This is a genomic window from Streptomyces sp. 6N223 (assembly GCF_052246635.1).
Taxonomy (GTDB): domain Bacteria; phylum Actinomycetota; class Actinomycetes; order Streptomycetales; family Streptomycetaceae; genus Streptomyces.
Genome location: NZ_JBQQCA010000033.1, coordinates 44,383 through 71,381 on the forward strand (window position 1 = coordinate 44,383; position 26,999 = coordinate 71,381).

Annotated in this window: 17 protein-coding genes; 8 read left to right on the forward strand and 9 right to left on the reverse strand. The window is 69.3% G+C overall.

Annotation, left to right across the window (positions count from 1 at the left end):
- Nucleotides 1–16: 16 nt before the first annotated feature.
- The 3 genes from ACTWQH_RS20560 to ACTWQH_RS20570 all read left to right on the forward strand — a co-directional run bounded on the left by ACTWQH_RS20560 (nt 17) and on the right by ACTWQH_RS20570 (nt 6,332).
- Nucleotides 17–892 (forward strand): sugar phosphate isomerase/epimerase family protein, encoded by an 876-nt coding sequence (locus ACTWQH_RS20560; protein WP_443288109.1) that lies wholly within the window; start codon nt 17–19, stop codon nt 890–892.
- Between the two features lie 122 nt (nt 893–1,014).
- Nucleotides 1,015–5,073, forward strand: a complete 4,059-nt coding sequence (locus tag ACTWQH_RS20565; RefSeq protein ID WP_443288110.1) for a ThuA domain-containing protein — start codon at nt 1,015–1,017, stop codon at nt 5,071–5,073.
- Nucleotides 5,074–5,303: 230 nt separating this feature from the next.
- Entirely contained in the window at nt 5,304–6,332 is a 1,029-nt protein-coding gene (locus ACTWQH_RS20570) for a hypothetical protein (RefSeq protein WP_443288111.1), read from the forward strand.
- Between the two features lie 277 nt (nt 6,333–6,609).
- Here the strand turns inward: ACTWQH_RS20570 and ACTWQH_RS20575 are convergent, their stop codons facing one another.
- Complete coding sequence (locus ACTWQH_RS20575; protein WP_443288112.1) at nt 6,610–6,984, reverse strand: DUF488 domain-containing protein; 375 nt, start codon at nt 6,982–6,984, stop codon at nt 6,610–6,612.
- A 279-nt stretch (nt 6,985–7,263) separates the two neighbouring features.
- Between ACTWQH_RS20575 and ACTWQH_RS20580 the strand changes: the two genes are divergently transcribed.
- Entirely contained in the window at nt 7,264–7,647 is a 384-nt protein-coding gene (locus ACTWQH_RS20580; RefSeq protein ID WP_443288113.1) for a uracil-DNA glycosylase family protein, read from the forward strand.
- 100 nt (nt 7,648–7,747) lie between these two features.
- Here the strand turns inward: ACTWQH_RS20580 and ACTWQH_RS20585 are convergent, their stop codons facing one another.
- Both ACTWQH_RS20585 and tal read right to left on the reverse strand, forming a co-directional pair.
- The gene (locus ACTWQH_RS20585; protein WP_443288114.1) at nt 7,748–8,986 is read right to left on the reverse strand and encodes an NAD(P)/FAD-dependent oxidoreductase; all 1,239 of its coding nucleotides are present in this window, start codon (nt 8,984–8,986) and stop codon (nt 7,748–7,750) included.
- Nucleotides 8,983–10,131 carry a transaldolase gene (gene tal, locus ACTWQH_RS20590; RefSeq protein WP_443288140.1) on the reverse strand — a complete coding sequence of 383 codons (1,149 nt, stop codon included), beginning with the start codon at nt 10,129–10,131 and terminating at the stop codon, nt 8,983–8,985. Before tal ends, ACTWQH_RS20585 begins: the two co-directional genes overlap by 4 nt.
- 404 nt (nt 10,132–10,535) lie before the next feature.
- Between tal and folE the strand changes: the two genes are divergently transcribed.
- Both folE and ACTWQH_RS20600 read left to right on the forward strand, forming a co-directional pair.
- A complete protein-coding gene (gene folE, locus ACTWQH_RS20595; RefSeq protein ID WP_443288115.1) occupies nt 10,536–11,207 on the forward strand; it encodes a GTP cyclohydrolase I in 672 nt (223 codons plus the stop codon).
- On the forward strand, nt 11,194–12,075 hold the full coding sequence (locus ACTWQH_RS20600) for a dihydrofolate reductase family protein (RefSeq protein ID WP_443288116.1): 882 nt from the start codon (nt 11,194–11,196) through the stop codon (nt 12,073–12,075). Before folE ends, ACTWQH_RS20600 begins: the two co-directional genes overlap by 14 nt.
- A gap of 46 nt (nt 12,076–12,121) precedes the next feature.
- Here ACTWQH_RS20600 and ACTWQH_RS20605 read toward each other — a convergent pair whose 3' ends face one another.
- Nucleotides 12,122–12,253 carry a hypothetical protein gene (locus ACTWQH_RS20605; protein WP_443288117.1) on the reverse strand — a complete coding sequence of 44 codons (132 nt, stop codon included), beginning with the start codon at nt 12,251–12,253 and terminating at the stop codon, nt 12,122–12,124.
- 442 nt (nt 12,254–12,695) lie between these two features.
- On the opposite strand from ACTWQH_RS20605, the gene ACTWQH_RS20610 reads away from it, so the two are divergent.
- Both ACTWQH_RS20610 and ACTWQH_RS20615 read left to right on the forward strand, forming a co-directional pair.
- Nucleotides 12,696–18,071, forward strand: coding sequence for a ThuA domain-containing protein (locus ACTWQH_RS20610; RefSeq protein ID WP_443288119.1), 5,376 nt, complete (start codon nt 12,696–12,698; stop codon nt 18,069–18,071).
- An 889-nt stretch (nt 18,072–18,960) separates the two neighbouring features.
- Nucleotides 18,961–19,560 (forward strand): hypothetical protein, encoded by a 600-nt coding sequence (locus ACTWQH_RS20615; RefSeq protein ID WP_443288121.1) that lies wholly within the window; start codon nt 18,961–18,963, stop codon nt 19,558–19,560.
- Nucleotides 19,561–20,188: 628 nt separating this feature from the next.
- Here the strand turns inward: ACTWQH_RS20615 and ACTWQH_RS20620 are convergent.
- From ACTWQH_RS20620 to ACTWQH_RS20640, 5 genes are all read right to left on the reverse strand, one after another.
- Nucleotides 20,189–21,004, reverse strand: a complete 816-nt coding sequence (locus tag ACTWQH_RS20620; protein WP_443288122.1) for an ABC transporter ATP-binding protein — start codon at nt 21,002–21,004, stop codon at nt 20,189–20,191.
- Nucleotides 21,004–22,101: a FecCD family ABC transporter permease gene (locus tag ACTWQH_RS20625; protein WP_443288123.1), complete on the reverse strand. Its 1,098-nt coding sequence runs from the start codon at nt 22,099–22,101 to the stop codon at nt 21,004–21,006. Before ACTWQH_RS20625 ends, ACTWQH_RS20620 begins: the two co-directional genes overlap by 1 nt.
- Before the next feature lie 13 nt (nt 22,102–22,114).
- Entirely contained in the window at nt 22,115–23,095 is a 981-nt protein-coding gene (locus ACTWQH_RS20630) for an ABC transporter substrate-binding protein (RefSeq protein WP_443288124.1), read from the reverse strand.
- Between the two features lie 258 nt (nt 23,096–23,353).
- Complete coding sequence (locus tag ACTWQH_RS20635) at nt 23,354–25,186, reverse strand: ABC transporter ATP-binding protein (RefSeq protein WP_443288125.1); 1,833 nt, start codon at nt 25,184–25,186, stop codon at nt 23,354–23,356.
- Complete coding sequence (locus ACTWQH_RS20640; RefSeq protein WP_443288126.1) at nt 25,183–26,919, reverse strand: ABC transporter ATP-binding protein; 1,737 nt, start codon at nt 26,917–26,919, stop codon at nt 25,183–25,185. The genes ACTWQH_RS20635 and ACTWQH_RS20640 overlap by 4 nt, the downstream gene beginning before the upstream one ends.
- Between the last annotated feature and the right edge of the window lie 80 nt (nt 26,920–26,999).

Genomic DNA, 26,999 nt, shown 5'->3' on the forward strand with positions numbered 1-26,999 from the left:
CGGAATGGGAGGACCGATGAAGGCAACGAGGGCGATCGGGGTCAGCACGTGGGTGTGGACCTCGCCCCTGACCGACCAGCGACTGGCCGAACTGGCACCGCGCATCCGTGAGTGGGGCTTCGACACGATCGAGCTTCCGGTGGAGAACGTGGGTGACTGGGATCCCCAGCGCGCGGCGAAGCTGCTCGACTCGCTGGGCCTGTCCGCCACCGTCGTGCTGGCGATGGCACCGGGCCGCGAACTGGTGGCGGCTGACCCCACGACGATCGCCACTACGCGCGACTACATGCGGCGCGTGGTCGACGTGGCGGCCACGGTTTCCTCGCCGGTGGTCGCCGGCCCGGCCTACGCGTCGGTCGGGCGCACCTGGCGGATCGGCGATGCGGAGCGACGTGACTGCTACGAGCAGCTCCGCGACAGCATCGCGCCGGTGGTCGAGCACGCGAGGGGGGCGGGCATCACCATCGCGGTCGAACCCCTCAACCGGTATGAGACGAGCGTGATCAACACCGTTGACCAGGCCCTGGAGGCGCTGACGGGCCTGCCGCCCGAAGGCTGCGGGGTGGGCCTGGACGTCTACCACATGAACATCGAGGAGCGGGACGTCCCGGGGGCCGTCCGGAGGGCGGCGGGCCGGATCGCGCACGTCCAGGTCTGTGCCAACGACAGGGGCACTCCGGGTGCGGACCATCTCGACTGGCCGGGCATCGTCACGGCGCTCGACGCGGTCGGGTACCGCGGCCCGCTCGTGATCGAGTCGTTCACCGGGGACAACGCCGTGGTCGCGACAGCCGCGTCGATCTGGCGACCGCTGGCGCCGAGCCAGGACGCACTGGCCGTTGACGGGCTGTCCTTTCTCGCCGCCCTCGTGCGGGGAGGAGACCGGCCATAACGGGAAGCCTGTCCCGACGTCACAACCACCCACACGCCCAAATCCATCCACCCAACCAACCCCATGATGACGGCTCCCAGGGTGTCGATCTGCATCCGCAACGAGGCAATGGAGAGAAGACTATGCGAAGACGTTATCGGTACACCTTGTTCACGGTGGTGGCGGCTTTCCTGGTTTCGTTTCTTCCAGGAATTTCCACCAGCTCCGCACAGGATTCCGAGCAGGCATTCGACGTGCTGTTCTTCCACAAGACGACGGGGTTCCGGCACGAATCAATTACGTCGGCCCTCGCCGCTGTTCAGGAACTGGGCCAGGAGAACGGCTTTTCCGTGACCGAGACACAAGATGCTTCGGTCTTCACCGACCAAGGGCTGGCGGAGTACGAGGCCCTCGTCTTCTACACCGACGGTGAGAACACCCTCAACACCGAACAGCGGCACGCCTTCGAGCGCTACATCCAGCGCGGCGGAGGGTTCGCGGGACTGCATTCGTCGTCGAACATGGACAAGACGGACTGGCCCTGGTGGTCCGACCTCATGGGCGGTGGCTTCTTCCAGAGCCATCCCTCCGGCGCCGACCAGTTCCAGGACGCCACGGTGCGGATCGAGGACTCCACGCATCCGTCCACCGCCGGGCTGCCGGCCGAATGGGTCCGCTCGGACGAGTGGTACAACTTCACCGCCAACCCGCGCGAGAAGGTCCACGTCCTGGCCACGCTGGACGAGTCGACGTACAACCCGGGACCGGACGCCATGGGTGAGGACCACCCGATCGCATGGTGCTCCAACTTCGACGGTGGCCGGACCTGGTACACGGCGATGGGCCACCAGCCGGAGCACTATGACGAACCGCTGCTGCGCGAGCACATCCTCGGCGGCATCCAGTGGGCGGCGGGCGTCGCCGAGGGCGACTGCGGCGAGCCGCGCGAAGGGATACCCACGGAGGCCTCGTTCGAGAAGGTCGCGCTGGACGACAACACCGCCAACCCGATGGAGCTCGCCGTCGCCCCCGACGGCCGGGTCATCTACGTCGAGCTGGCCGGCACGGTGAAGATCTACGACCCCGAGACCGGCGCCGTGGACATCGCCGGCCAGATCCCGGTCCACCGCGGCAACGAGAACGGGCTGCTGGGCATAGCCCTCGACCCGGACTTCGAGACGAACCAGTGGCTCTACCTCTTCTACAGCGCGCCATCGCCGGAGGTGCAACACGTCTCCCGGTTCACCCTCGACGGCGCCACCCTGGACATGGCGTCCGAAAAGGTCCTTCTCGAGATCCCGCACCAGCGGGAGGTGTGCTGCCACTCCGCCGGCTCGATGAGGTTCGGGCCCGACGGCAACCTCTTCATCTCCACCGGCGACGACACCGCGCACTTCGCCTCGGACGGCTTCGCGCCGATCGACGGACGTATCCACGAGGAGCAGACCAGCGAGGACGCCCAGCGCGCCTACGACGCGCGGCGCACCTCGGGCAACACCAACGACCTGCGCGGCAAGATCATTCGGATCACGCCCGAGGACGACGGCACGTATTCGATTCCGGAGGGCAACCTGTTCCCGCCGGGTACCGAGAACACCCGGCCCGAGATCTACACGATGGGCCACCGCAACCCGTTCCGGATCGCCGTCGACGACGAGACCGGCTGGGTCTATGCCGGCGAGGTCGGCCCCGACGCGGGCACCGACAACCCCGACCGTGGCCCGCGCGGCTACGACGAGTGGAACCAGATCCGCGAGGCGGGCAACTACGGCTGGCCGTACTGCATCGCCGACAGCCAGGCGTACCGGGAATGGGACTTCGCGACCAGCACTCCCGGCGAGTCCTTCGACTGCGAGAACGGCCCGGCCAACGACTCGCCGTTCAACACCGGCCTGGACGTCGTGCCACCGGCCAAGGACGCCTTCGTCTGGTACCCGTACGGGTCGTCGCCGCAGTTCCCGGAGCTTCCCGGGGGAGCCGGCCGCTCCGCGTTCGCCGGTGACGTGTACCACTACGAGGAAGGGCTGCTGGGCGACGGGCAGTTCCCGGAGTACTACGACGACGCGGTGTTCGTCATGGAGTGGTCCCGGAAGTGGATCGGCGCGCTCAGGCTGGACGAGAACGGCGACTACGAGAGCTTCGAGCAGTTCATGCCGAGCACTCTCTTCCGCAGCCCGCACGACATGGAGTTCGGTCCGGACGGAGCGATGTACCTGATCGAGTGGGGCATGGACTTCAACTACGCGGGATCGAACGTCAACCCCGACTCCGGTCTGTACCGGATCAACTACACCAAGGGGGCGCGCACCCCGATCGCGGAGGCCAGCTCCGACAGGGACTCCGGGCCCACCCCGCTGGAGGTCACGTTCTCCAGCGAGGGCAGCCACGACCCGGACGGTGACGCCCTGACGTACGCGTGGGACCTCGGTGACGGCACCACGTCGAACGAGCCCAACCCGACCCACACGTACACGGAGCCTGGCGAGTACAGCGCGCGGTTGACGGTCTCCGACCCGTCAGGGCGCTCCAGCAGCTCCAACCTCACCATCACCGTGGGGAACACACGGCCCGAGGTGACGATCGAGCTGCCGAACCAGGGCCAGACCTTCGACTGGGGCGACGAGATCCCCTATCGCGTGTCCGTGGCGGACGCCGAGGACGGTTCCGGCGACGCGATCGACTGTGAGCGCGTGACCGTCCAGCAGGGTCTCTTCCACGACGAGGGCGGCAACCAGCACGTGCACCCCGGCCAGCTGCAGACCGGCTGCGAGGGCGTGCTCACCACCCAGTCCGACGCGGAGCACGGCGAGGCCGCGGACATCGCACTGACGGTGACGGCGAGCTACACCGACCTCGGCGGCGAGGCCGGCTCACCGGAGCTGACGGGCGGCGTGACGCATTTCCTGCAACAGAAGCGGAAGGAGGTCGAGCACTTCAGCGACTCGTCCGACGTCGGCGTCAGCGACGCGAACGACGCGGAGGGCGGCGGTGAGGCGATCACCGGGCAGGCCGGCGCGTGGGCCTCGTACGAGCCCTACAGCCTTGACGGCATCGGCGACATGACGCTGCGCGCGGCCGCGGCCGGCGACGCCACGGTCGAGGTGCGGCGTGGCGCGCCCGACGGTGAGCTGCTGGGCACCGCTCAGATCGAGGGCAGTGTCGAGGTGCCCCGAGTGGCCGGCCCGGAGGGATTCGGCAGCGCCGTCGGGCTCAACGGCACGAGCCAGATAGAGAAGGTGGAGCTGCCCGCGGGTGTCGTCAGCGGTGTCGACGACGTCACCATCTCCGCGTGGGTGAACTGGGCCGGCAACCAGACGTGGGCCCGGGTCTTCGACTTCGGAACCGGCACCGGCAACTACATGTTCCTGACGCCGAGTGCCGGCGGCAGCGACAACCTGAGGTTCGCGATCACCACCGGCTCCGGCGAGCAGCAGATCGAGGGCTCGCAGCCGCTGCCCACCGGCGGCTGGCACCACGTCGCCGTCACCCTGTCGGGTACGACGGGAACGCTGTACCTGGACGGTGAGCCGATCGGGACCAATGACAACCTCACGTTGAACCCGTCGGACCTCGGTCAGACGACGCAGAACTGGATCGGCGACTCGCAGTGGGAGGCCGACCCGCTGCTCAACGGCTCTGTCGATGACTTCAACCTCTTCGACCGCGCCCTGACCCCGGCCGAGATCCAGTCGCTGACCGCCGCTCCCGGCGGCGGGGACGTCGGCGGCGGCAACGTCGCCTGGTACCAGTTCGAGGAGGACGGCGGCGCCACGGCCGCAGACTCCTCCGGGATGGGCAACGACGCGAGCATCCTGCTCGCCGAGGACGCCGCGACCTGGCAGAACGTGACGCTCGACCTGAACCAGACCGTGGGTACGTTCCCGCTGTACCTGGTCTTCCCGGACGCTCAGGTGCGCGTGAACTGGATGGAGTTCGGCGAGGCGATCGTGGACCCGGGTGCGTGCACCGATCCCGATCAGCGGGAGACCGTGATCATCGGTGATGTCGACAGCGGTGTTCCGAACTACGACGTCGGCGACGGATGCACGATCAACGACCTCATCCTGGACGAGCAGTCGTGGAGCAGCAAGCGCGCATTCATCGGCCACGTGAGGGAGGTGACCACTCAGCTCAAGGCCGACGGTGTGATCAGCAGCCGCGAAGCTCGTGACATCGTTCGTGCCGCCAACCGGAGCAGATGAGCCTAGGCACAGATCGGCCTGGGCGACCAGGTCGCCGATTCGGCTCACCCTTTCGGACCCGGGTGGCCCGGGGCGCATCCCGCCCCGGGCCACCCGGTCCGCGTTACCCGGTCACGAAGGTCGTCACGCTCTGGGGTCCCCTTGTTGATGACGACGATGACGATCTCGGAGTCGCCGCCCTTGTACGCCGAGGTGTACACGTTCGACCGGGGATCGGCGCCGGTGGTCACATGCCGGCCTGGCGCTTCGCGGAGCTGATCGGCCTGACCCGACCGTTCACGATCGGTGAGAAGACCCAGGGATCCGCACGTGTCGCCCGCTCTGTGGCGATGGGCGGCGCGCTCCGTTTCCGTGGTCAACCTGTGGTCAGACATGTCGTGATGTCGGCCGAAATCGCGTATGGCCGCAGGTCAGGGCCCATGGCGTTCGAGATCCGAACGTTCTTGAAAACCGTCGTGGTGGCAGGTCACCACCCGTCGCGGTGGCTGCGACGCGAGAGGATCGGCGCGCTCGTCGTCGGGGCGCTCGTCTCAGCGGTCGTCGCGGTGCTCAGCGGACTCGCGCTCTCGGCCGCCGGTGACCCGTACGTCGTTCCGGCACTCGCCGTCTGGGTCGCGCTCCAGCTCCTGCTGGTGATCACCCTGCGACTTCAGCGCCGCGACCTCGACCAAGTCGCTCGGCTCGTCCCCCTCGTCCTCGTTTCGACCGGCGTGGTTCTGGCGGTCGGCGAGGCCTGGAACGGCCCGGCCGCCGTGATCGCCTGGAGCTGTCTCCTCGTCGGCCTGATCAGCCTGCTCGTCGCCCGGAGCGGGACCTGGACACTGGGCGGCATACGGGCGGAGCTCACGCCGCGATGGCAGCTGCACCGAGGCGCTAGCGGCAGATGGTCCGTCGGTGCCGGGATCACGATGCTGGACCACGAGATCGTTCACGTCGTGCGGCAACGCGAGACCAAGGCGGCCAAGCGGCTGCTGCCGGCGTTCTTGTACCGGATCAGGTGGCCCGCCAGCCTTGCGGGGGCGGTGCTGGCGCGCCATCTCCGCACCGTCATCCCGGTGATCGGTCTCGTGATGCCGCTGATGCTCGTCGCGCTGCCGGGAGCGATCACGGCGCGGCGCCGTTCGATACGGAGCGCGGCAGCGGAAACCGCCCTCCTCTCGACGCCCTTCGGGGCGGTCTCGCTGCAAACCGTCAACAGAGTCATCGCCGGGCCGGACATGGCACTGCTCAGTCTCCTGGTGGCGAGCTGGCTGATGTGAGGCGGGGAAGCCCAAGCGCTCGTGCCAGGCGACGGTTGCCCCGGCGTCGGCGACGCGGAGGATACGATGACGTGACGCGGACAGCACCCGCCGCGCAGCCGACGAAAAGCAGGGTCGCCGCGGCGTAGGTGGAGGGTGCCGAGGTGGGCCAGGACGATGGCGCAGGGTGTTCTCACTCGTGCGCCCACCGCCCGCTGTAGTGCGCCGCGCACGACGTACCTGGGGCGCGAGCGTTCGATGGCGGTGATGCGGTGGTCGCTTGCCGGATTCTGGCGGATCAGGTCGTGGAGGAGCCGCTGCCGGTGAGCCATTCGGCCAGCACGGCCGCCTGGCTGTGGTCCACGTCCTTGCTGGCGGTCAGCAGGGTGAGTTTGTCGTGGCTTGCCAGGTCACGCAGATGCTCGGCTGCCTGCCGGCGTCCGGGGTCGCGTAGTTCGGCCATGTAGCGGCGGCGGAACTCGGGGTAGCGGCTGGGTTCGTGGCTGTACCACTTGCGGAGTTCGGTCGAGGGCGCGACATCACGCAGCCATTCGTCCAGATGGGCGTCTTCTTTGCGCATGCCCCGGGGCCAGACGCGGTCGACGAGGATCCGCTTGCCGTCCTTGGCGGAGGTCTCCTCATAGACTCTGCGGTAGGTGATCTTCTTGGTCATCATCCGCACCTCTCCGGTACACCCTGTGAGCTGGGAGCGCCCTGCCATCCGGTGAGCTCGCGCGAGCGGTGGCCGGCGTGCGCGGGCCACCGGTCGGTGTGGCTTCGGCACCTTTTCCAGTTCATCCATTTTATGGGCGATTGGCCCAGCGGGCAGGTCGTCGGCTGACGGCGGCCGTCCGGCGAGGATGGGCGAGGAGAGGACCGTGGGTATGCGGAGCGGCCGACCCGGTAGGGGCGCGGCCGGTGTCCGGCTTTCGGTCCTCCGGACGCGCCGCTGGTGATCATCGGGTCGGCTCCGGCCGCGCACGGCGGCAACCGCACCGGACGCATCTTCTCGGGGGACCCCTCCGGTGACGTGCTCTACCCCGCTCTGCACGCGGCCGGGCTGGCTTCCCAGCCCACCGCTACACACCCTGGCGACGGGATGGAACTGCTCGGTGTGCGGATCACGGTCTGGCTCGCGCGCGAGCTGCGGATGCTGCGGTCGGCCCTGCGGGCGATCGTCGTGCTCGGCGGGTTCGCCTGGCAGGCGCTGCTGCCGGTGCTCGATGCCGCCGGGTGGCAGCTGCCCCGTCCGCGCCCGGCCTCCGCGCACGGGGCCCTCGTCGTGCTCGGCGACGTTCACGGAGACCGGCGGGCTGACCCCTGCCACGCTGCGTGATGTGCTGCGCGACGGCGCCGCGATCGCCGGATTGGCGGACAGCCGGAACCGGGGCGGGACGACGTCCGGGTGACACGTGATCACCAGCCGGAGCGGCGGCTCACCCCGCGGTGAGCTGGTCCAGGGGCATGTCCGGGTCGGTGAGCCTGTTGCGGTCGATGCGGTCACCCGAGCGGACCAGGTGCTGGATCGCGTCATTGACGTCCCAGATGTTGACGTTCATGCCGGCCAGCACGCGGCCGTTGGACAGCCAGAAGGCGATGAACTCCCGCCCGTTCAGGTCCCCGCGTACGGCCACGTCGTCGTAGTCGCCGGGCTCGGCGTAGCCCGCGTACTCCATGCCCAGGTCGTACTGGTCGGTGAAGAAGTACGGGACGCGGTCGTACGACGCGGGCTCGCCGAGCATGGCTCGCGCGGCCGTCCCGGGCTGGTGGAGGGCGTTGGCCCAGTGCTCGACGCGGATGTGCTTGCCCAGCATCGGGTGGAGGGCGTTGGCCACGTCGCCGGTCGCGTGGATGTCGGGGTCCGATGTGCGCAGGGACGCGTCGGTCACCACGCCGTTGTCGATGTGAAGACCGGCTTCGACGGCCAGCCGGGTGTTGGGAACGGCGCCGATGCCGACCACGACCGCGTCGGCGTCGATGCGGGCGCCGTCCGTGAGCCGAACCCCGGCGACCCTTCCGTTCCCGCCCACGATCTCGGTGGCGTGCGCGCGCAGTCGCAGGTCCACGCCGTTCTCGCGGTGCAGGTCGGCGAAGACGGGTGCGATCTGCGGCCCCAGGACGCGCAGCAGCGGCAGTTCGCCCGGCTCGATCACGGTCACCTCGACGCCGGCCTCCCGGGCGGCGGCGGCGACCTCCAGGCCGATCCAGCCTCCGCCGATGAAGACGACGCGGGAGGCGGTGCGGAAGGTGTCCATGATGCGTTCGCAGTCGCCGACGCGGCGCAGGTACAGGACGCCGTCCAGATCGGCGCCCGGCACCGGCAGGCGGCGCGGTGAGGCGCCGGTGGCCAGCAGCAGCTTGTCGTAGGGGATGCTCTCGCCGCCGGAGACGGTGACCGCGTGCCGGTTCCGGTCGATCGTGGTGACCGTGGTGTCCAGGCGCAGATCGATGTCCTGGTCGGTGTACCAGCGCGGCGGGTGAACGAAGATCGTCTCGCGGTCCTGCTTGCCCCGCAGGTAGCCCTTGGACAGCGGCGGCCGCTCGTACGGTCGATCCGGCTCGTCGCCGATGAGCAGGAGTCGGCCGTCGAAACCGTGGCCGCGCAGCGCCTCGGCGGCCTTGGCCCCGGCCAGGCTCGCCCCGGTGATCACGAAGGTGCGTTGATGTGCGCTCACGTGTGCTCCGTGCTGCCCTGTGTGCCGTGCGGCTGGGAGGTGCCGGAAGCACGCAGGCTGTCCGAGAGCTTGCCGGCCAGTTCGTCCCAGCTGGCCTCGAACCTCTCCACGCCCTGGTCCTCCAGAACCCGCACGACGTCGGTGTAGTCGATGCCGAGTGCGGCCAGTTCCTCCAGCACCTGATGCGCCTGTCCGTAGGTGTCGCGGATGCCGCTGGCCGGCACCACGCCGTGGTCGGCGACCGCGTTCAGCGTCGCCTCCGGCATGGTGCTGACCACATCGGGGGCGACCAGCTCAACGACATACCGGGTGTCGTCGTAGGCCGGGTCTTTCACGCCCGTGGACGCCCACAGCAGGCGCTGCGGCCTGGCACCGGCCCGCTCCAGCCGCTTCCACCGCTCTGTGGCGAGCATCTGTTCGTAGTGCTCGTAGGCGATCCGGGCGTTGGCGGTGGCCCCCTGCCCGCGCAGCGCGGCGGCCTGGTCGCCGCCCATCCGGTCGAGCCGCCGGTCGATCTCGGTGTCCACCCGTGAGACGAAGAACGACGCCACCGACGCGATGCCGGACAGGTCACGCCCGGCCTCCCGGGCGCGTTCCATGCCGGTCAGGAACGCCTCCATCACCTGGTCGTAGCGATCCAGCGAGAACAGCAGCGTGACGTTGATGCTGATGCCCTCGGCCAGACACGCGCTGATCGCCCCAAGGCCCTGCTTGGCCGCGGGGATCTTCACGAACAGATTCGGCCGGTCCACCAGCCACCACAGCGCCCGCGCCTCGGCGACCGTGCGTGCCTCGTCGTGCGCCAGCCGCGGATCGACCTCGATCGACACCCGCCCGTCCACACCTCCGGTGGCCTCGTACACCGGCCGCAGCACATCGCAGGCCCACCGCACATCGAGCGTGGTCAGGGCGCGCAACGCCTCTCCCACCCCGACCTCGCGCAGGGAGAGGTCGGTGAGCTGTTCGTCGTAGGAGTCGCTGCCCTCGATGGCGTGCGCGAAGATCGTCGGGTTGGTGGTCACGCCCACCACGTGCCGGTCGCGCACCAGCCTGGCCAGGCTGCCATCCGCCAGCCGCTGCCGGCTCAGGTCGTCCAGCCAGGCCGACACCCCGGAGGCGGCAAGCCGCGCGAGAGTGTCGGTCACCATCTGCTCATCACCTCGCCTCAGTCGCCGCGGACGTCACGAACCCGCGAAACGCCGCCTCGGATCAAGACTCACCGATCAGCCGGGGCCGCGCATCCCGAGGGTGCGGGACCAGGCGAGACCCCCAGTCCACCGCACGGCGGGTCCCCGGGTGCGCCATCTCGGTCGCCGCTGCATGCTCGAGGCGTCGAGGGATACAGGGGCGCGCAGGGGACCCGGTCGAGGCGGCCACGAGCACCGGAGGCCGAGGCCGACCCCATCGATCAGTGCCCGTGGCATGCGCGAAAGCGGCGTCGGCTCTCGCAGTTCCCCGGGCCTGGACGGCCACGCGGCAGGGAAACGGAGCCGCAGGAAAGCGGTGGCATGTGACTCATCAGCAACATCACCCCGTCGACACGCCCACGGTGGGCGGCCTGGCCGGTGACGACATCGGCTACGACAGCGAGGAATGGGCCGCTGTCCGCCCCCGGCAGATCACCCCCGAGCAATGGCAGCGATTCGAGGGATACATGCGGGAGATCCTCACCGCACTGGGCATGCCCGACGGATCACCAGCGACGGCCGACACCCCACGCCGCTACCTGCGCGCGATCTTCGAAGCGACCAGCGGATATGAGGGCGACGAGAAACTGGTCACCGCGTTCCCGACCGAATGCCGCGGCGGCCCGGACTGCCGCATCAGCCAGGTGGTGGAAGGACCTATCCCCTTCTTCTCCCTGTGCGAGCACCACACCCTGCCCTTCTTCGGCACCGCCTACATCGGCTACGTCGCCCACGAACACATTCTGGGCCTGTCGAAACTGACCCGCCTGCTCCGGCTGTTCGCCCGCCGCTTCTCGGTACAGGAGCGCATCGGCCAGCAACTCGCCGACGCACTGGAACGCATCCTGCTCCCCCACGGCGTCGCAGTGCACTTGGAGGCGGTCCACCTGTGCACACAGATGCGCGGCGTCCGTGAGATCGAGTCCACCACCCGCACCACCTACTGGCGCGGTACCTACGACACCGAAAGCCAACTGAGGATGGAGTTCTTCGAGCTGTCGGGGCCGAGGAGCGCGGGACATGGCCGGGCCTGACACCGGCGCCGATGCCCCGGGCACGCAGGCGCGGCCTCTGGTGCCGCTGTACGAGGCACCCCAGCTACCGCGCTGGAGCCTGCCACCAGCGCTCACCGAGCTCTACGGAAGCGACCTGGGCTTCGCCGAACCCGTCATCTACAGCAACTTCGTCGCCTCCCTCGACGGAGTAGTCGCCCTCGGTCCCGAACACCCCTCCTCCGGCTCGGCCATCAGTGGAAACGAGGCGACGGACCGCTTCGTCATGGGGCTGCTGCGGGCCTGCGCCGACGCCGTCGTCATCGGAGCAGGCACACTGCGCGCCTCACCACACCACCTGTGGACGCCCCAGCACGTCTACCCGGCCGCCACAGCCGACTTCGCTGAACTCCGCCACCGCCGACGCCGCGCCCCCGACCCGGAACTCGTCGTGGTCACCGCGAGCGGCGACCTCCCGACCGAGCACCCCGCCCTCCACGCCGACGCCGTCATCCTCACCACCGCGGAAAACGCCAGAAACCTTCATGCACGCCTCCCCGCAACCTGCACTGTCCTGGCGGCCGGGCGTGGCCCTCGCCTGCCCATCAGCAACGTGATCGACGCCGTCCGCGCCCGCGGACACGGCGTGGTACTCACCGAGGGCGGCCCACACCTGATCGGGCAGCTCATCCGCGAGAGGCTGCTGGACGAGCTGTTCCTGACCACCGCCCCCGTGCTGGCCGGCCGTGCGAACACGATCCGCCCCGGCCTGATCGCCGGCCTCGAACTGCTACCCGCCCACCGCCGGACAGCGGACCTCGTCAGCGCCCGGCGACGAGCGTCGTACCTGTTCCTGCGCTACCAGATCTCCCACCCTCTCCCGCCCGCTCAGCCCGCCAACCCGACGTGACTTTCCCGAGAGCCAGGTCTTCTGAGATCAGCGAGGGCCGGCCTTCTCAAGCGACACGGCAGCCCAGCAGGTCGGCACCGACACAGACGGCTGGCTTCGCCCCGGGGACCTGGTACGCCTCGACCAGCGCGGCGGCATCCGGCTGGTGGGCCAGGGGGCCGAGCGGGTCCTGAGCCACGACGGCAGCATGGTCCCGGCATCGGCCCTGGAGGACCTACGGCCCACCTCACCGACCACATCCGGTCACGCCCATGACGGAGCGGGAGGACACGTGGAGAGGGCGGCTGGCCGCCGGTTTGATGCGCGGAGGCCCTCAGGGCTGAGGGATGCCTTGTCCGCTTATCTCCTAAAACATCGTGCGCGATGTCTTGACTGGATTCGTCCCCACTTCTAATTTGTCATCCGGCCTGACAAAAGGTCGGTTGCGAGGAACGGGGCGCCGCTCGCCGTGACCGCTGGAACCTCAGGCCACCGGGGATGTGGCCACGGTGTGGCCGCGTCGCCGCCAAGGGCCGAACGCCCGGGGACCCGCCTCGGAAACCATGGGAGCGCTCTAACTACACGTGTTCAGTTAGGGGCAACTAGTGACGACACTTTCCCGACGGCTGAGACGAAGAGCGGTGCGCGCCGCAGGCTTCGTCATGGCGGTCCTGATGGTTCTGACGGGCGTGAACATGGCCTCCGCTCATCCCGGTCACGGGGACGAGACGTTCCGCCTCCTGGTGTTCAGCAAGACCGCGGAGTTCGTCCACACCTCCATCCCCGCCGGTGTCGCCGCGATCCAGGCGCTCGGTGAGGAGAACGGCTTCGAGGTGGTCGCGACCGAGGACGCCTCGGTGTTCAACGACACCGACCTCGCCCAGTACGAGGCCGTCCTATGGCTCTCGACGACCGGTGATGTCCTCAACGCCGACCAGCAGGCCGCGTTCGAGCGGTACGTCCAGGGCGGCGGCGGCTACGCGGGTGTCCACGCGGCCTCGGACACCGAGTACGACTGGGCGTGGTACGGCGGCCTGGTGGGTGCCTACTTCTCGGGCCACCCCGCGCCGCAGAACGTCACGGTGAAGGTGGAAGATCCCGCCCATCCGTCGACCGCCGGCCTGCCGGTGCTGTGGCAGCGCTCGGAGGAGCTGTACAACTTCCGCTCGAACCCGCGCGGCAACGTTCACGTGCTCGCGTCGTACGACGAGAGCACCTACTCCGGCGGCTCCATGGGCGTGGAGCACCCGATCTCCTGGTGCCAGAACTACGACGGCGGTCGTGCCTGGTACACCGGCATGGGACACGACGCCGCCGCGTTCTCCGAGGAGCTGTTCCTGGAGCACCTGCTGGGCGGCATCCGCTCCGCCGCGGGCGTGGTGGACGCCGACTGCTCCGCGTCGCTGACCAGCAGCTACGAAAAGGTCGCGCTGGACGACAACACCAGCAACCCGATGGAGCTGGCGATCGCCGGCGACGGCCGGGTCTTCTACATCGACCGCAACGGCGCCGTGCGCGTCGTCCTCACCGACGGCTCCGTGGTCACGGCCGGGAACATCCCGGTCTACACCGGCCAGGAGTTCGGACTCCTCGGCCTGGCCCTGGACCCGGACTTCGCGGAGAACAACTGGCTGTATCTCTACCACTCCCCGTCGGGATCCGATCCGGTGGACCGGGTCTCGCGCTTCACACTCGAGGGCAACACCATCGACCCCGCGAGCGAGGAGGTGGTCCTGGAGATCGACACGCAGCGCACCGAGTGCTGCCACGCCGGCGGGGCCCTGGAATTCGACGGCCAGGGCAACCTGTACATCGCGACCGGCGACAACACCAACCCGTTCGCCTCGGACGGATACAGCCCGATCGACGAGCGCCCGGGACGGGCGTTCTGGGACGCCCAGCGCTCGGCGGCGAACAGCAACGTGCTCAACGGCAAGATCCTGCGGATCACCCCGCAGCCGGACGGCACCTACACCGTTCCCGAGGGCAACCTCTTCCCGCCGGGCACGGCGGACACCCGGCCCGAGATCTACGCCATGGGCTTCCGTAACCCCTTCCGGATCGGGATCGACCCGGCCACCGACCGGCTCTACGTCGCCGACTACGGGCCGGACGCCGGGAGCGCCAACCCCGCCCGGGGACCGGACGGCCGCGTCGAGTGGAACATCGTCGACGAGCCCGGCTTCTACGGCTGGCCCTACTGCGTCGGCGCGAACACGCCCTACAACGACTACGACTTCGCCACCGCCACCTCCGGCGGGACGTTCGACTGCTCCGCGCCGGTCAACGAGTCCCCCAACAACACCGGCGTCACCGACCTGCCGGCGGCCATCCCGGCCGAGATGTGGATGGGCAAGTCCGCCACCGGCGTTCCGGAGATCGGCGGCAGTGGCGCGCCGATGACCAGCGGCGCCTACGACTACGACCCGGCGCTGGACTCCGGCCGGAAGTGGCCGGAGTACTTCGACGGCAAGGCCGTCTTCGCCGACTGGAACGACGGCCGGCTGTTCTCGGTGCAGCCCACCGAGGACCGCGCCGATGTCGCGGACGTCTCCCGGATGCTCCAGGAGATGAGCTTCAACCGGCCCCATGCCCTGCAGTTCGGCCCCGACGGCGCGCTCTACCTGATCGAGTGGGGCAGCGGATTCGGCGGCAACAACGCCGACTCCGGCATCTACCGCATCGACTACACCTCCGGCAACCGGGCCCCGGTGGCCCGCTTCACCGCGGACAGGACCTCAGGCCCGGCGCCCCTGGACGTCGCCTTCGACTCCGGCGACTCCTTCGACCCCGAGGGCGGACCGATCACCGTCTCGTGGGACTTCGACGGCGACGGCACCGAGGACAGCGCCGAGGTGGCGCCGACGCACACCTACGCCGACCCCGGGAAGTACACGGTGCGTCTGACCGTGACGGACCAGGACGGCCGGTCCTCCGTGTCGAACCTCGACATCGTGGCGGGCAACACCGCGCCATCCATCGAGGTCATCGCCCCGGCCGACGGCGGGTTCTTCGACTTCGGCGACACCATCGCCTACGAGGTCCAGGTCACCGATCCGGAGGACGGCGCGATCGACTGCGAGAACGTGGTGGTGCAGCCGGCCCTCGGGCACGATGAGCACGACCACGGCGGCAGCCAGTACCACGGCTGCACCGGCGTGATCCCCCTGGAAGGCGATCAGGGACACATCGGCGCCAACATCTTCGGCACCGTGAAGGTCAGCTACACCGACCAGGGCAACGGGGCGGCGCCGCCGCTCACCACCACGGAGGTGATCGTCCTCCAGCCCAAGCACCGTGAGGCCGAGCACTTCGACACCACCGGCCGCCTGACCACCTCCGCCGCCGGTGGCGATCCCGGCGTGGTGGCCGAGACGACGGGAGACACGGCCGGCGGCGGCCAGAACATCGGATTCATCGAGGACGGCGACTGGTGGGCCTGGGACCCCGCCAACCTCACGAACATCGAGGAGATCAGCCTGCGCGCGGCGTCACCGACCGCGGGCGCCACCGTCGAGGTCCGCACCGGCGACCCCGACACCGGCCCGACGGTCGCGACCATCCAGGTGGAGCCCACCGGGGCGTGGCAGACCTACGGCGACTTCGCGGCCCCGGTGAGCGGGCCGTCGGCGACCACCAGCGGACCGCTGTACTTCGTGAAGACCAGCGGCGAGCTCAATGTCAACTGGGTCGACTTCGACGGCCGGGGCGTCACCGACAACCAGCGCCCGGAGGTGACCCTGACCGCCGACCCGGTGAGCGGCACCGCACCGTTGGAGGTGAGCTTCGCGGCCGACGCGGTCGACCCGGACGGTGACGACATCGTGGAGTACGCCTGGCAGTTCGGGGACGGCACCACCGCCACCGGCCCCACCGCGACCCACACCTACACCGGGGTGGGCCGGTACCAGGCCCGGGTCAGCGTCTCCGACAGCCGTGGCGCGGTCTCCTCGCAGAGCGTCGCGATCAACGTCGGGGCCGAGGAGCCGGTCTGCCTGACCGGCAGGTCCGACGGCTTCGACGGCGCGGAGCTGGACCGGAGCCGGTGGACCGAGGTGATCCGTGAGAACCAGGACCTCGCCGTGCGCGACGGCCACCTGGTCATCCCGCTCACCGACACCGACATCTACGGCACCAGCAACAGGAACACGCCCAACATCGTGCTCCAGGACCTCCCGGACGGAGCCTGGGAGGCGACCACGAAGCTGACCCTGCCCGCGCGCCTCGCGTACCAGCAGGCCGGGCTCATCGTCTACGGCGACGACGACAACTACGCCAAGATGGTGCTCGGGGGCCGCTCCACCTCCGGGCCCGACGCGGCCAGCCGGATCTTCCAGTTCATCCTGGAGGACAACGGGCAGCCCAACGAGGTCTCCGACAGCAACACCGCCCCGCTGGGCGCGGACTACCCGGACACCGTCTGGGTCCGCTTCACCAGTGACGGCAGCACCCTGCGGGCCTCCTACAGCGGCGACGGCAGCACGTTCACCGAGATGCCGCAGACCAAGTCCCTCGGGGCCATCGAGAACCCGCGGATCGGCATGTTCGGCCTGGTCAACCTGGCCAGCGCGCTGCCCATCACAGCGGAGTTCGACAACTTCGTCGTCACACCCGACGACACCGCCGGCGCGGCCGAGCCGTCCGACGAGTTCGACGGCACCGAGCTGGACGCGTGCCGCTGGTCCGGCATCGTCCGGTCCGACCCGTCGGCCCGCGAGGTGGCGGACGGCGCGCTGCGCATCGACTCCAGCGACGGCGACATCTACGGAGGGAGCAACACCGACCCGGACAACCTCATCCTGCAGCCCGCTCCCGAGGGCGACTGGACGATCGAGACGAAGGTGGACGCGTCCGCCTACGACGAGCAGTACCAGCAGGCGGGTCTGATGGCGTACGCCGACGACGGCACCTACGTCAAGTTCGACTACCTCACCACCAACGCCCCCGGGAACGCGGTCAGCCGCGGGATCGAGATGCGCGGTGAGGCGGACGACGTCGTCCTCTCGCCGCAGCCCAACGCGTCTCCGGCACCCACCCAGGGTGTCTGGTACCTGCGGATGACCAAGGCGGGCAACGCCTTCACCGGCTCCTACAGCGCGGACGGGGAGACCTGGACCGACCTGCCGCCGGTGACCAACGAGGCGCTGGCCGGCGGCGGCATGCAGTTCGGCGTCTACGCCATGGGAGGCCCGCAGACGGCGTCGAAGCCCGCGTCCTTCGACTACTTCCACCTCCTCGACGACGACACCACCCCGCCGGCCGTCGAGGTGACGACCGACCCCGCCGAACCCAACGGCGAGGCCGGGTGGTGGACGACGCCCGTGACGGTGACGGCGACCGCCACCGACGAGGAGGGCGGCGAGGTCGCCACCGAGTACCGGATCGGTGACGGCGCATGGTCGGAGTACACGGCGCCATTCACCCTGTCCGACGACGGCACGCACACGGTGCAGGTGCGGGCCGGCGACACCGCGGGCAACGTCTCGGATGTCGTGTCCACGGTGATCCGGATCGACGGCTCCGCTCCGGTGGTATCCCTCACCGGCATCGCCGACGGCGACGAGATCAGCCTGGCCGACGTCGTCGAGGTGACGGCCGAGGCCGAGGACGCGACATCGGGTGTGGCCGGGGTCGAGTTCACCCTGGACGGGGAGCCGGCCGGGACACCGGTCACCCTCGACCCGGCCGGCCTGGGACTCGGCGACCACGTGCTCGCCGCGACCGTGACGGACGTGGCGGGCAACACCGCGGAGTCCCGGGCGTCGTTCACCGTCGTGGCCGACTACGCCGGGGCCATCGCTCTGGTGGAGCACCTCGTCAGCGAGGACCGGATCAGCGAGCGCACCGGCGACAAGCTGATCAGTTATCTGGAGAAGGCCGAGGCCTACAGCACGTCGAAGCCCGGGAAGGCGGAGGCATGGCTCAACCGCTTCATTGATCAGGCCGAGCTCGTGAAGGACCAGGAGGTGAGTGAACTCCTGATCTCCGTCGGCGAGGCACTGCGCGAGCAGCTCTGACGGAATCTGCCGAACGGGGGAAGGCATGGGTCTTTTCAGGCCCATGCCTTCCCCCGTTCCACCGTCGAGAGTGAGATTCTCGGAGGAAATACCCGTGCCTTTTCTCGTGCTCATTCCAGCGACTTCTTTCTGATTTTTCTGTTTCCTCGCAGGCGCGCGCCGCATCCGATTCCTCAGCAACGGGAACGGCGAGCGGCGGCAGCAGGCCGCGGGGGACGCGGCGTCACATGGAGTCGGCCCGTGCCGACTTGTGGCAGGTCGGCGGCGTGTGCGCGGTCGCGGCATGGCGCCCGCGGACGCTGCGATCCGTGGTCACTGTGGGGAGAAACGCCGCGAAAATGGTGGGAACGGCATGGGAACGGGGTGGGAACAGTGTGCCATTCGTGATGAATGCACGGACGGATGGCGGAGGACTCGACAGGGCGGGGGACGGCGTCCTCCCTGCGGCGTCGCGCCGGCCGCACGCAGGCGTCATCGGCGCGTTCGAGGCAATGATTTTTCCGCGAGAGTACGCGGCGCACGCGCGGCGAGAAGAGACAGAGCCGGGGAACGACGTCCGCATCGTCCGTCCGGCGGGCCGGCGCTCCCGGCGTGCCGCCCGCGCCGGGGCCGTCGGCACCACCGGCCCGACGCCCCTCACCCGATGACAGATACCTTTGCATTCTGTTTGATGCTGCGATGTTTGGGACTCAGGGCTCAGAGCTCAGGGCTCAGGGTCACTGGCCAGTCTCAGAATTGGCCGCCCGGGGTGTGTCCTCCATCTTGACCCTCCATTGGGGCCTGATTAGATTTCCGCTCAACAGGCAAACTCTTGACCTGCGTGACAACGTCATTCCAGTATCACGATCCGGCCTCGGTGCCGGATCGTGGGGGCACACGAAGGGGCGGCATGAGCGGCGCTCAGATCCGACCGCGGGTCGGCATGTCCGCCGCGGACCAGATCGCGGTCCGCAGGCAGAACCTCTCGCTCGTGCTCACCTACCCGCGCGACCACGGCCCCCGGTCACGGGCCCGGCTCGCGGTAGAGACGGGCCTGAACAAGGCGACGGTCTCCAGCCTGGTGGCCGAGCTGCCCGGCGCGGTGCTGCGCGGCCTGGAGAAGAAGGACATCCGGACGGTCGGCATGACGATCGCGGTGCCCGGCCTGGTCGAGTCCGCCACCGGGGTCGTCCGCGTGGCGCCGAACCTGGGCTGGCGGGACATCGCCGTCGTCGACGAGATCGCCGCCTCCTGGGAATCCCTCGTACCCGATCCTGCTGGACAACGAGGCCAACCTCGCCGCGCTGGCCGAGACGCAGGCGATGGGAGCCGCGAGGGCCTTCGACCCGGTCCTGGTCACCGGGCCCGGCGCCGCCGCTTGGAGGTGCTGTACGCCCTGCCCTCGGAGTCCCTGCTGCGGGCCTACGCCCCACCCGCCGCCGCCACCGGCCAGGCGTCCGCCAGGGCACCGAAGGACCACCCGCATCACCACTACGGAGACGGGACATGACTGGCGAACGGGTGGGAGTGTGGCTGATCGGAGCGCGCGGCTGCGTGGCGACGACTGCGATCAGTGGACTGCTGGCCCCGCGCGCCGGCCTCGTACCGCCCCCGACGGCATGCCGCACGGAACCGTCGACGACCATGCGCGGCGCAGACTACCGGCGACGCTCGCCTCGTCACGCGCAAGCGGGAGCTCGCCGTCGAGTGTCACCTCGACCAGCACAGCTGGCGCCACGGCGTTCTCACGTGCTCCTGTTCGCCGCCATCCCGCTCGCCGGTCGCCGGTTCCGGGTCGTCGCACCGACGGCGAACTGCTGCGCATCGCCGGCGCGTACGGGGACGAGCATCGCGCGGCCTCCTGCTGGAGGCCGAGAAGACGTCACCATGAGAGGTCCGCATGCGGGCGGCGATACCCTCGTCGCTGTCCGGCCCCGGGGTTCGGGGCCGATTCGGCCCGGCCCGTGATTCCGGCGCGGGGCTCGTGGTGCGCGGGGAGCCGACACGCTCGGTTCTCAGCCACATGGCGCCGGGGGAACAGCGCTCCCCCCGGCGCCATGTGGCTGCCCTCTGCGCCGCCCCGCTCCGCCGTCGTCACGGTCAGAATCGGCATCTCTGGACCGTCGAACGGCGGCCACCTACTGAGGATCGAGTTGCATCGCTTTCCTGGCTGTCGTTCCCAAGGGGGTGGCAGCCAGGTAGGTGACTCGGAGAATGCCCGTGGTGGGTTCGCGGTCGATGAGCACGTTGACGCCGTAGACCAACTCGATCAGGTCGGAGGTCAGTGCGGTCTCAGGGGTGCCTGCGGCGACCACCTGTCCGTGGTCGAGGATGACGATGTGGTCGCAGTAGCGGGCGGCGAGGTTGAGGTCATGCAGGGCGACGACGCAGGTGACGTCCAGCGTTCTCAGCAGAGCGAGGAGTTCGAGCTGGTGCCGGATGTCGAGGTGGTTCGTGGGTTCGTCGAGGACGATCTCGCGGGGCTCCTGGGCGAGGGCACGGGCGAGTTGGGTGCGCTGTTTCTCTCCTCCGGAGAGGGTGTGCCAGGCCCGGTGCTGTTTGTCGGCGACGTCGACCCGTTCCAGTGCCGCGTCGACGATCTGCTGATCGTGCCTGGTCAGTGCGTCGAAGCGACCCCGAAAAGGTGTGCGGCCGAGTTCCACGACCTGGCGAACGCTGACGTGGTTGTGGGCGGACACGTCCTGTTCGACGACGGCGAGCCGCCGGGCGAGCACACGGCGGCCGAGATCACGCAGGCTGGTGTCGTCGTAGCGGACGATTCCGGTGTCGGGGCGGCGCAACCCGGCGAGCAGGCGCAGCAGTGTCGACTTGCCCGAGCCGTTGGGGCCGAGGAGCCCGACGATCTTCCCGTCCTGGGCCGCCATCTCGATGTTGTCGAGCAGCCGGTGACCTTTGACCGACCAGGAGAGTTCGGTGGAGGTGATGCGGCCCATCAGGACTCCAGACGCTTCAGAACCAGCGCGAAGGCGGGCGCGCCGAGAAGCGCGGTGATGACGCCTGCGGGCAATTCGTGGGGCGTGAACGCGGTCCGTGCGAACGTATCCACCCAGATGAGGAAGATGGCGCCGACGATCGCCGACAGGGGTAGCAGGGAGCGGTGCGTCGGGCCTGCCAGGATGCGGACGGCGTGCGGGATGAGCAGCCCGATGAAGGCGATCGCGCCGGAGGCCGCCACGGCAGCCGCCGTGATGACGGCGGTCAGCACCATCAGCCAGATGCGGGCGGCGGTGACGTTGATCCCCAGGGCGGCGGCGGAGTCCCAGCCGAACGTGAAGGCGTCGAGGGCCGGCGCGAAGAACTGAATGGCGAGCACCCCGATCAGGATGATCACGACGGTGACGCTCACCCCCTCCCACCGGGCACCCGCGAGGGTGCCGAGCAGCCAGTAGGTGAAGCCGCGGGTGGAGTTCGCGTCCCCGCTGACCATGAGGATGACCGAGGTGACGGCGGCGAAGAACTGGGACACGAGTACGCCGGTGAGCACCACGCGGGAAGGGTTGTCGACGCGCCCCCCACCGAGCAGTGCCAGCAGCAGGCCGAAGGCGACCAGACCACCGGCGAAAGCTCCGGTCGAGAGGGAGATGCCTCCGGCGATGCCCAGCAGGAGAACGGCCACCGCGCCGGTGGAGGCACCGGAGGAAACCCCCAGCAGGTAGGGGTCGGCCAGGGGGTTCCTGGTGATCGCTTGCAGGACCGCGCCCGAGACCGCCAGGGCCGCGCCGACGGCGGCGGCCAGCAACACCCGAGGGAAGCGTGACTCCCAGATCAGGGCGTCCAGCAGTTTCGGCAGTGGCGGGGTGGGGGCGATCCCGCCCAGGCCGACATGCCGCAGGATCGTGGAGACGACATCGAGGGGGCCGATGTTCGCGCTCCCGAACAGGGACGCCGCGACGATCGACACCAGCAGCCCGGCCGCGGCCAGGAGGAAGAAGGCCGCCGTCGCGGCGCGCCGCGGACTCGCCGGAACCGTCTCATGGCCGACGATCGGGTTCTTGGTGCGCCCGGCGGTCCTGCGTGGACTCGTTGTCATAGCGGTCGGCTGCTCACCGGAACTGGTTCAGGCCTTCGACAAGCGCGGGAACCACATCCACGCTGCCGTAGGAAGGGTCCAGTTGGCCGCCGGGGATGGTGATGAACCGGTCGCCTGTGACCGCGCCGAGATTGCTGGTGAGCGGGTCACTCTTGAGCAGGTCGATCTTCTCCTGCGCGGTGTCATAGGGTTCGCCCCTGGTCAGATCGGCCAGGATGATGACGTCGGGATTCCGGGCGGCGACCTCGTCCCAGCTCACCTCGGCCCACTTGGTCGACGCGTCATCGAAGATGTTCTCGACCCCGACGAGCTCGGAGATGTGCTGCGGCAGACCGCCGGGACCCGCTGCCCACGGAGTACCGCCGTAGGTGGAGTAGAACCACATCACCTTCAGCGGGGTGTCCCGATTCTCGACGGTGCCCAGCGCCTCGTCCACCACGGCCTGCTGTTCGGTCACCAGTCTCTCCCCCGCGGCCGGCATGTCGAAGATCCTGGCCAGCTGGCGGTACTCCTCGTACAGCATCTCGAAATCCGCGCCCGCCACGCTCACGTGCTCGGTGCAGTCGAACTCGGTCACGTAGGTCGGCACGCCCAGGTTGTGCAGCTGCTCCCGTTCGCCGCCCTGCGCCGCGGTGAGAAAGCTCCCGAAGGAGCTGTAGACGAAGTCCGGCTGTGCTTCCAGCAGCTGCTCGTGCTTGATCGGCTGTCCGTGTGGGGACAGGATCGGGATCTTCTCGTACTGCTCGGCGATCTCGTCCGGCGGCTCGTAGATCTCGTATCCCGATCCGACGATCCGGTCGCCCACCCCCAGGTGGATGAGGATCTCGGCGGCGGTCTGGTTCAGCGTGACGACTCGCTGCGGCGCCGCCTCGAAGGTCACGTCGGTGCCGCAGTTCTTCATGGTGAACGGGTAGTCCACCGCGCCCGACCCCGTGGCCGTCTCCTGCCTGCCCGCATCGGAGGACCCGCCGCCCGCGCAACCCGCCGCGACCATCGCTACGGAGGCAAGCGTAGCGATAATCGTTTTCGTTTTCATAGCAGAAGAGGCTAGCAGCCCGCATGCGGGTACAGAAGGGCTTGCGGGTCCAAGTGGATGGCCATCGGGACGGGTTGGACACGTCACCGGTAGTGGATGCGGACGTCACCGGAACGATCGGGCCAGGCGGTGAGTGCGAAGGGCCGGACCCCGGCCCCCGGACACCGGAGATCTCCGCCCCTTGGCTCGATGTGGGCGGGGTGCTCGCACCACCTTTCAGGAGCCCTGTTCGGTGAATCCGTCGAGCTGTGAGGCGAGCAGGTCGACGTATGCGCCGCCGACGGCGAGAAGCTCCTCGTGGGTTCCGGTCTCGACCACTCGTCCGCCGGAGAGGACGACGACCCGGTCGGCGGTCCTGATGGTGGAGAGCCGGTGGGCGATGACCAGGGCGGTGCGGCCGTGCCGGGCCTCGTCCATCGCCCGGGTGACGGCCTGCTCGCTCGCGGCGTCGAGGTTTGACACGGCCTCGTCCATGACGAGGATCGGGGCGTCCTTCAGGAGGGCCCGTGCGATCGCGATCCGTTGCCGCTGCCCGCCGGACATGAGCGCGCCGAGCTCGCCCGCGACCGTGTCGTATCCGTCCGGCAGCGTCGTGATGAACCCGTGGGCCTGGGCGGCCCGCGCGGCGGCCTCGACCTCGTCGTCGGAGGCGTCGGCGCGGCCGAGACGGATGTTCTCGCGCAGGCTGGTGTTGAACAGGAAGGTGTCCTGCGGCACCAGTGTCATGAGGCGGCGCAGGTCTTCCTGTGGGAAGTCTCGGACGTCGTGCCCGCCCACGGAAACCGACCCGGTGGTGACGTCCCAGAACCTGAGCAGCAGGTTGGCGCAGGTCGACTTGCCCGCACCGGAGTGCCCCACCAGCGCGATGGTCTCGCCGGGACGGATGTCGAAGCTGACGTCCCGCACGGCGGGCCGCAGGTCACTGCGATAGGCAAAGGTGACGGCGTCGAAGCGGACATGCGGCACGACCGGGCCCGCCGGCGCCCGGCTGACCAGGTCCGAGACCGGGGCGGGCGCGTTGAGCAGCGTGTTGATGCGGTCAGCTGATGACGCGACCATGGACAACTCGCGTGCGACCTCGGTCACCTTCAGCACTGGCAGCATCGCCATCGCGGCGAGCACGACAGCGACCGGGAAGAGGGAGCGGTCGAGGTCGCCCGCGACGACGAGCCGCGCGCCCAGGACGAGCACCGCGAGTATCCCCAGGAGGGCGATGGTGTCCGTGGCGGCGTACTCGATGCCGCTTCGGCGTCCGTGCGCGGACTTCGCTTTGGCCAGCCGGACGCTCTGCTTGCGCAGCAGCCCGAGTCGCTGGGCGTGGGCGCCGAAGTTCACCAGCTCGCGCAGGCCCTGGAAGGTGTCGGTGCTGTCGGCGCTCATCCGGCCGAGGGAGTCGCGCAGCTCGTGTCCGTGTCGTTCGGCCTGGCGCCGCAACCATGCCGGGACCGAGGCGAGCAGCACCAGGACCGGAATCAGAACGCAGGCCAGTGACCAGTGGAACCAGCCCAGTGCGACGGTGGTGGCCACCGGAACGGTCGACGCGACGGCCAGCGGGCTGAGCGTGTGGGCGAAGAACAGCTCGATCTGCTCCACGTCGGAAACGGCGGCGGAGCCGAGGTCGCCGGAGCGCCGTTCGAGCATGTAACCGGGCGAGAGCCGCTCGAAGGCGGCGAACACCTTGGCCCGGGTGTCGGCCAGCGCGCGGAAGGCGGCGACGTGGGCGTAGGTGCTGTCGACGATGTTCATGACGACCAGCGGCAGGATCAGGCAGCCGAGCACGATCAGCCAGCCGGTGAGCTGGTCCGCCGAGGCGCCCTCGGCCGCCCGTGCCACCACGTACGCGCCGATCCCGGACGAGGCAAGCAGGAGCAGTTGGTGCAGCACACCGGCCAGGTAGGCCACCCCGATGAGTCGGCGGTGCTCGCCCAGCAGGGGCATCAGGTTCCTCAGCCTGGTGACCAGCGCCCGGCCGGTCACCGGCGCGTCACCCTGTCCGTGTCCGTGACCGTGTCGGACGCCGTGCTCGTGGGTGTGGGTGGTCGAGGTCATGCGGGCGCTCCGGTCTGGGTCGCGACGAGTTCGGCGTAGAGGCCCTTGCGTGCCAAGAGGTCTGGATGGTTGCCGTACTCGACCACCCGGCCGGAGTCCATGACGACGATCCGGTCGGCGTCGCGCACCGTGGACAGCCGGTGCGCGATGACGACCGTCGTCCGGCCGCGGGTCAGGTCCCCGAGAGCTTGGGTGATCTCCGCCTCGTTGGCGGCGTCGATGCTCGATGTCGGCTCGTCGAGGACGAGCACGGGAGCGTCCTTGAGCAGCGCACGCGCGATCGCGATGCGCTGGCGCTCGCCACCGGACAGTTTCAGGCCGCGTTCGCCGACGACCGTCTCGAAGCCCTGGGGCAGGCGAGAGATGAAATCGACCGCCTGCGCGGCGGTCACCGCACGACGGATCTCCTCGTCGGTGGCGTCCGGTTTGGCGAGCAGCAGGTTCTCGCGAACCGTGCCGTGGAACAGGTAGGTGTCCTGCGCCACGACACCGACCAGTGACCGCAGGCCGGCCAGCGGGAACTCGCGGATGTCGCGGCCGTCGATGCGGATGGAGCCCGCGTCGGCGTCGAAGTAGCGCATCAGTAGGCCGAGCACGGTGCTCTTGCCCGCTCCGGAGCGGCCCACGATGGCCACCCGCTCGCCCGGCGCGACCACCAGGCTGAACCCGTCCAGGGCCGGGGCGCGCCGGGTCGGGTAGCAGAACCGGAGGTCGCGGAACTCCAGCCCGGGAGGGGTCTGTCGCAAGGCAGGGGCCGTTGTCGCCGTGTCCTGCACCTGCGGTTCCAGGCGCAGCACGTCGGCGACCGCCCGACCGGCCGGGATGGCGGAGTACGCCGAGTGGTAAGCCGCCTCCAGCTCATCCATGGGCCGGAAGGTCTCGCGGGTCAGCATCAGGATCGTGAACAGCCCCGCGACGCTCATCGAGCCGGTGGCCGCGTGCCAGGCACCCAGGCCCACCGCGGCCGTCGTACCGATCGGCACCATCAGCGCGCCGACACTTGAGGTGCCGCACCACGCCACCATCAGACGGATGGAGTCCCGGCAGAACGCCTCACCGCGCTCGACCAGCTCCCGGCCACGCCTGCCACTGGCATTGAACGCCTTGAGCGTCGCCATCCCCTGCACGGCGTCCAGGCTCTCCGCGTAGAGGCCCCGGTAGGACACCATCCAGCGGCCACCGCGTTCCTTGATCCACTTTTCCCCCGCCACCTTGGACAGGGGCGCCAGGAGGGCGCACGCGAGCACGACGAGGCCCACCGCCGGGTCGACCGCTGTCACATACCCCGAAGCGAGGCAGGACCCGATGACGGAGGCCACCACTGTGGGCACGAACCGCCCCACCAGCGGGTCGAGCAGTTCAACGGAGTCCACCAGCGTCGACTGCAGATCGCCGGTGCGCATCCGCTGCGCCTGGCCGGGCCCGATCTCCATGAGCTTGAGCGTGAGGCGTTCGCGCACCGCCTCCTTGACCCGCGCGGACACCCGCGGTGCCCACGAATCCTTCACGACAATCAGCACGATCCGAGCCAACTGCAGCACGCCGATCGCGGCCAGAGGCGCCAGCAGCCCCTCCATCTCGACCGAGGAGAACGCCCTGGACAACAGGTCCGCGATCAGCAGCCCTTGACCGACATACGTCGCCGTGATGAGCAGCATCAGGCCGACGAGGCCGGCTATCTCCACCCAGGCCCGCGGTCGCAGTGCCAGGAACAGCTTGATCGTCGACCACACGGCCGCACCTCCATGAAGGTATCGCTCGCCTGCGGAATCGGTGATTCCGTCGGAACAGGTGGGAGGGGGCCAGCCGTCCG

Coding starts and splice junctions, on each gene's coding strand:
- ACTWQH_RS20565 (WP_443288110.1), top strand. CDS start 1,015: ATGCGAAGACGTTATCGGTACACCTTGTTCACGGTGGTGGCGGCTTTC.
- ACTWQH_RS20570 (WP_443288111.1), top strand. CDS start 5,304: ATGCCGGCCTGGCGCTTCGCGGAGCTGATCGGCCTGACCCGACCGTTC.
- ACTWQH_RS20575 (WP_443288112.1), bottom strand. CDS start 6,984: ATGACCAAGAAGATCACCTACCGCAGAGTCTATGAGGAGACCTCCGCC.
- ACTWQH_RS20615 (WP_443288121.1), top strand. CDS start 18,961: ATGAGCGGCGCTCAGATCCGACCGCGGGTCGGCATGTCCGCCGCGGAC.
- ACTWQH_RS20620 (WP_443288122.1), bottom strand. CDS start 21,004: ATGGGCCGCATCACCTCCACCGAACTCTCCTGGTCGGTCAAAGGTCAC.
- ACTWQH_RS20560 (WP_443288109.1), top strand. CDS start 17: ATGAAGGCAACGAGGGCGATCGGGGTCAGCACGTGGGTGTGGACCTCG.
- ACTWQH_RS20635 (WP_443288125.1), bottom strand. CDS start 25,186: ATGACCTCGACCACCCACACCCACGAGCACGGCGTCCGACACGGTCAC.
- ACTWQH_RS20625 (WP_443288123.1), bottom strand. CDS start 22,101: ATGACAACGAGTCCACGCAGGACCGCCGGGCGCACCAAGAACCCGATC.
- ACTWQH_RS20630 (WP_443288124.1), bottom strand. CDS start 23,095: ATGGTCGCGGCGGGTTGCGCGGGCGGCGGGTCCTCCGATGCGGGCAGG.
- ACTWQH_RS20600 (WP_443288116.1), top strand. CDS start 11,194: ATGGCCGGGCCTGACACCGGCGCCGATGCCCCGGGCACGCAGGCGCGG.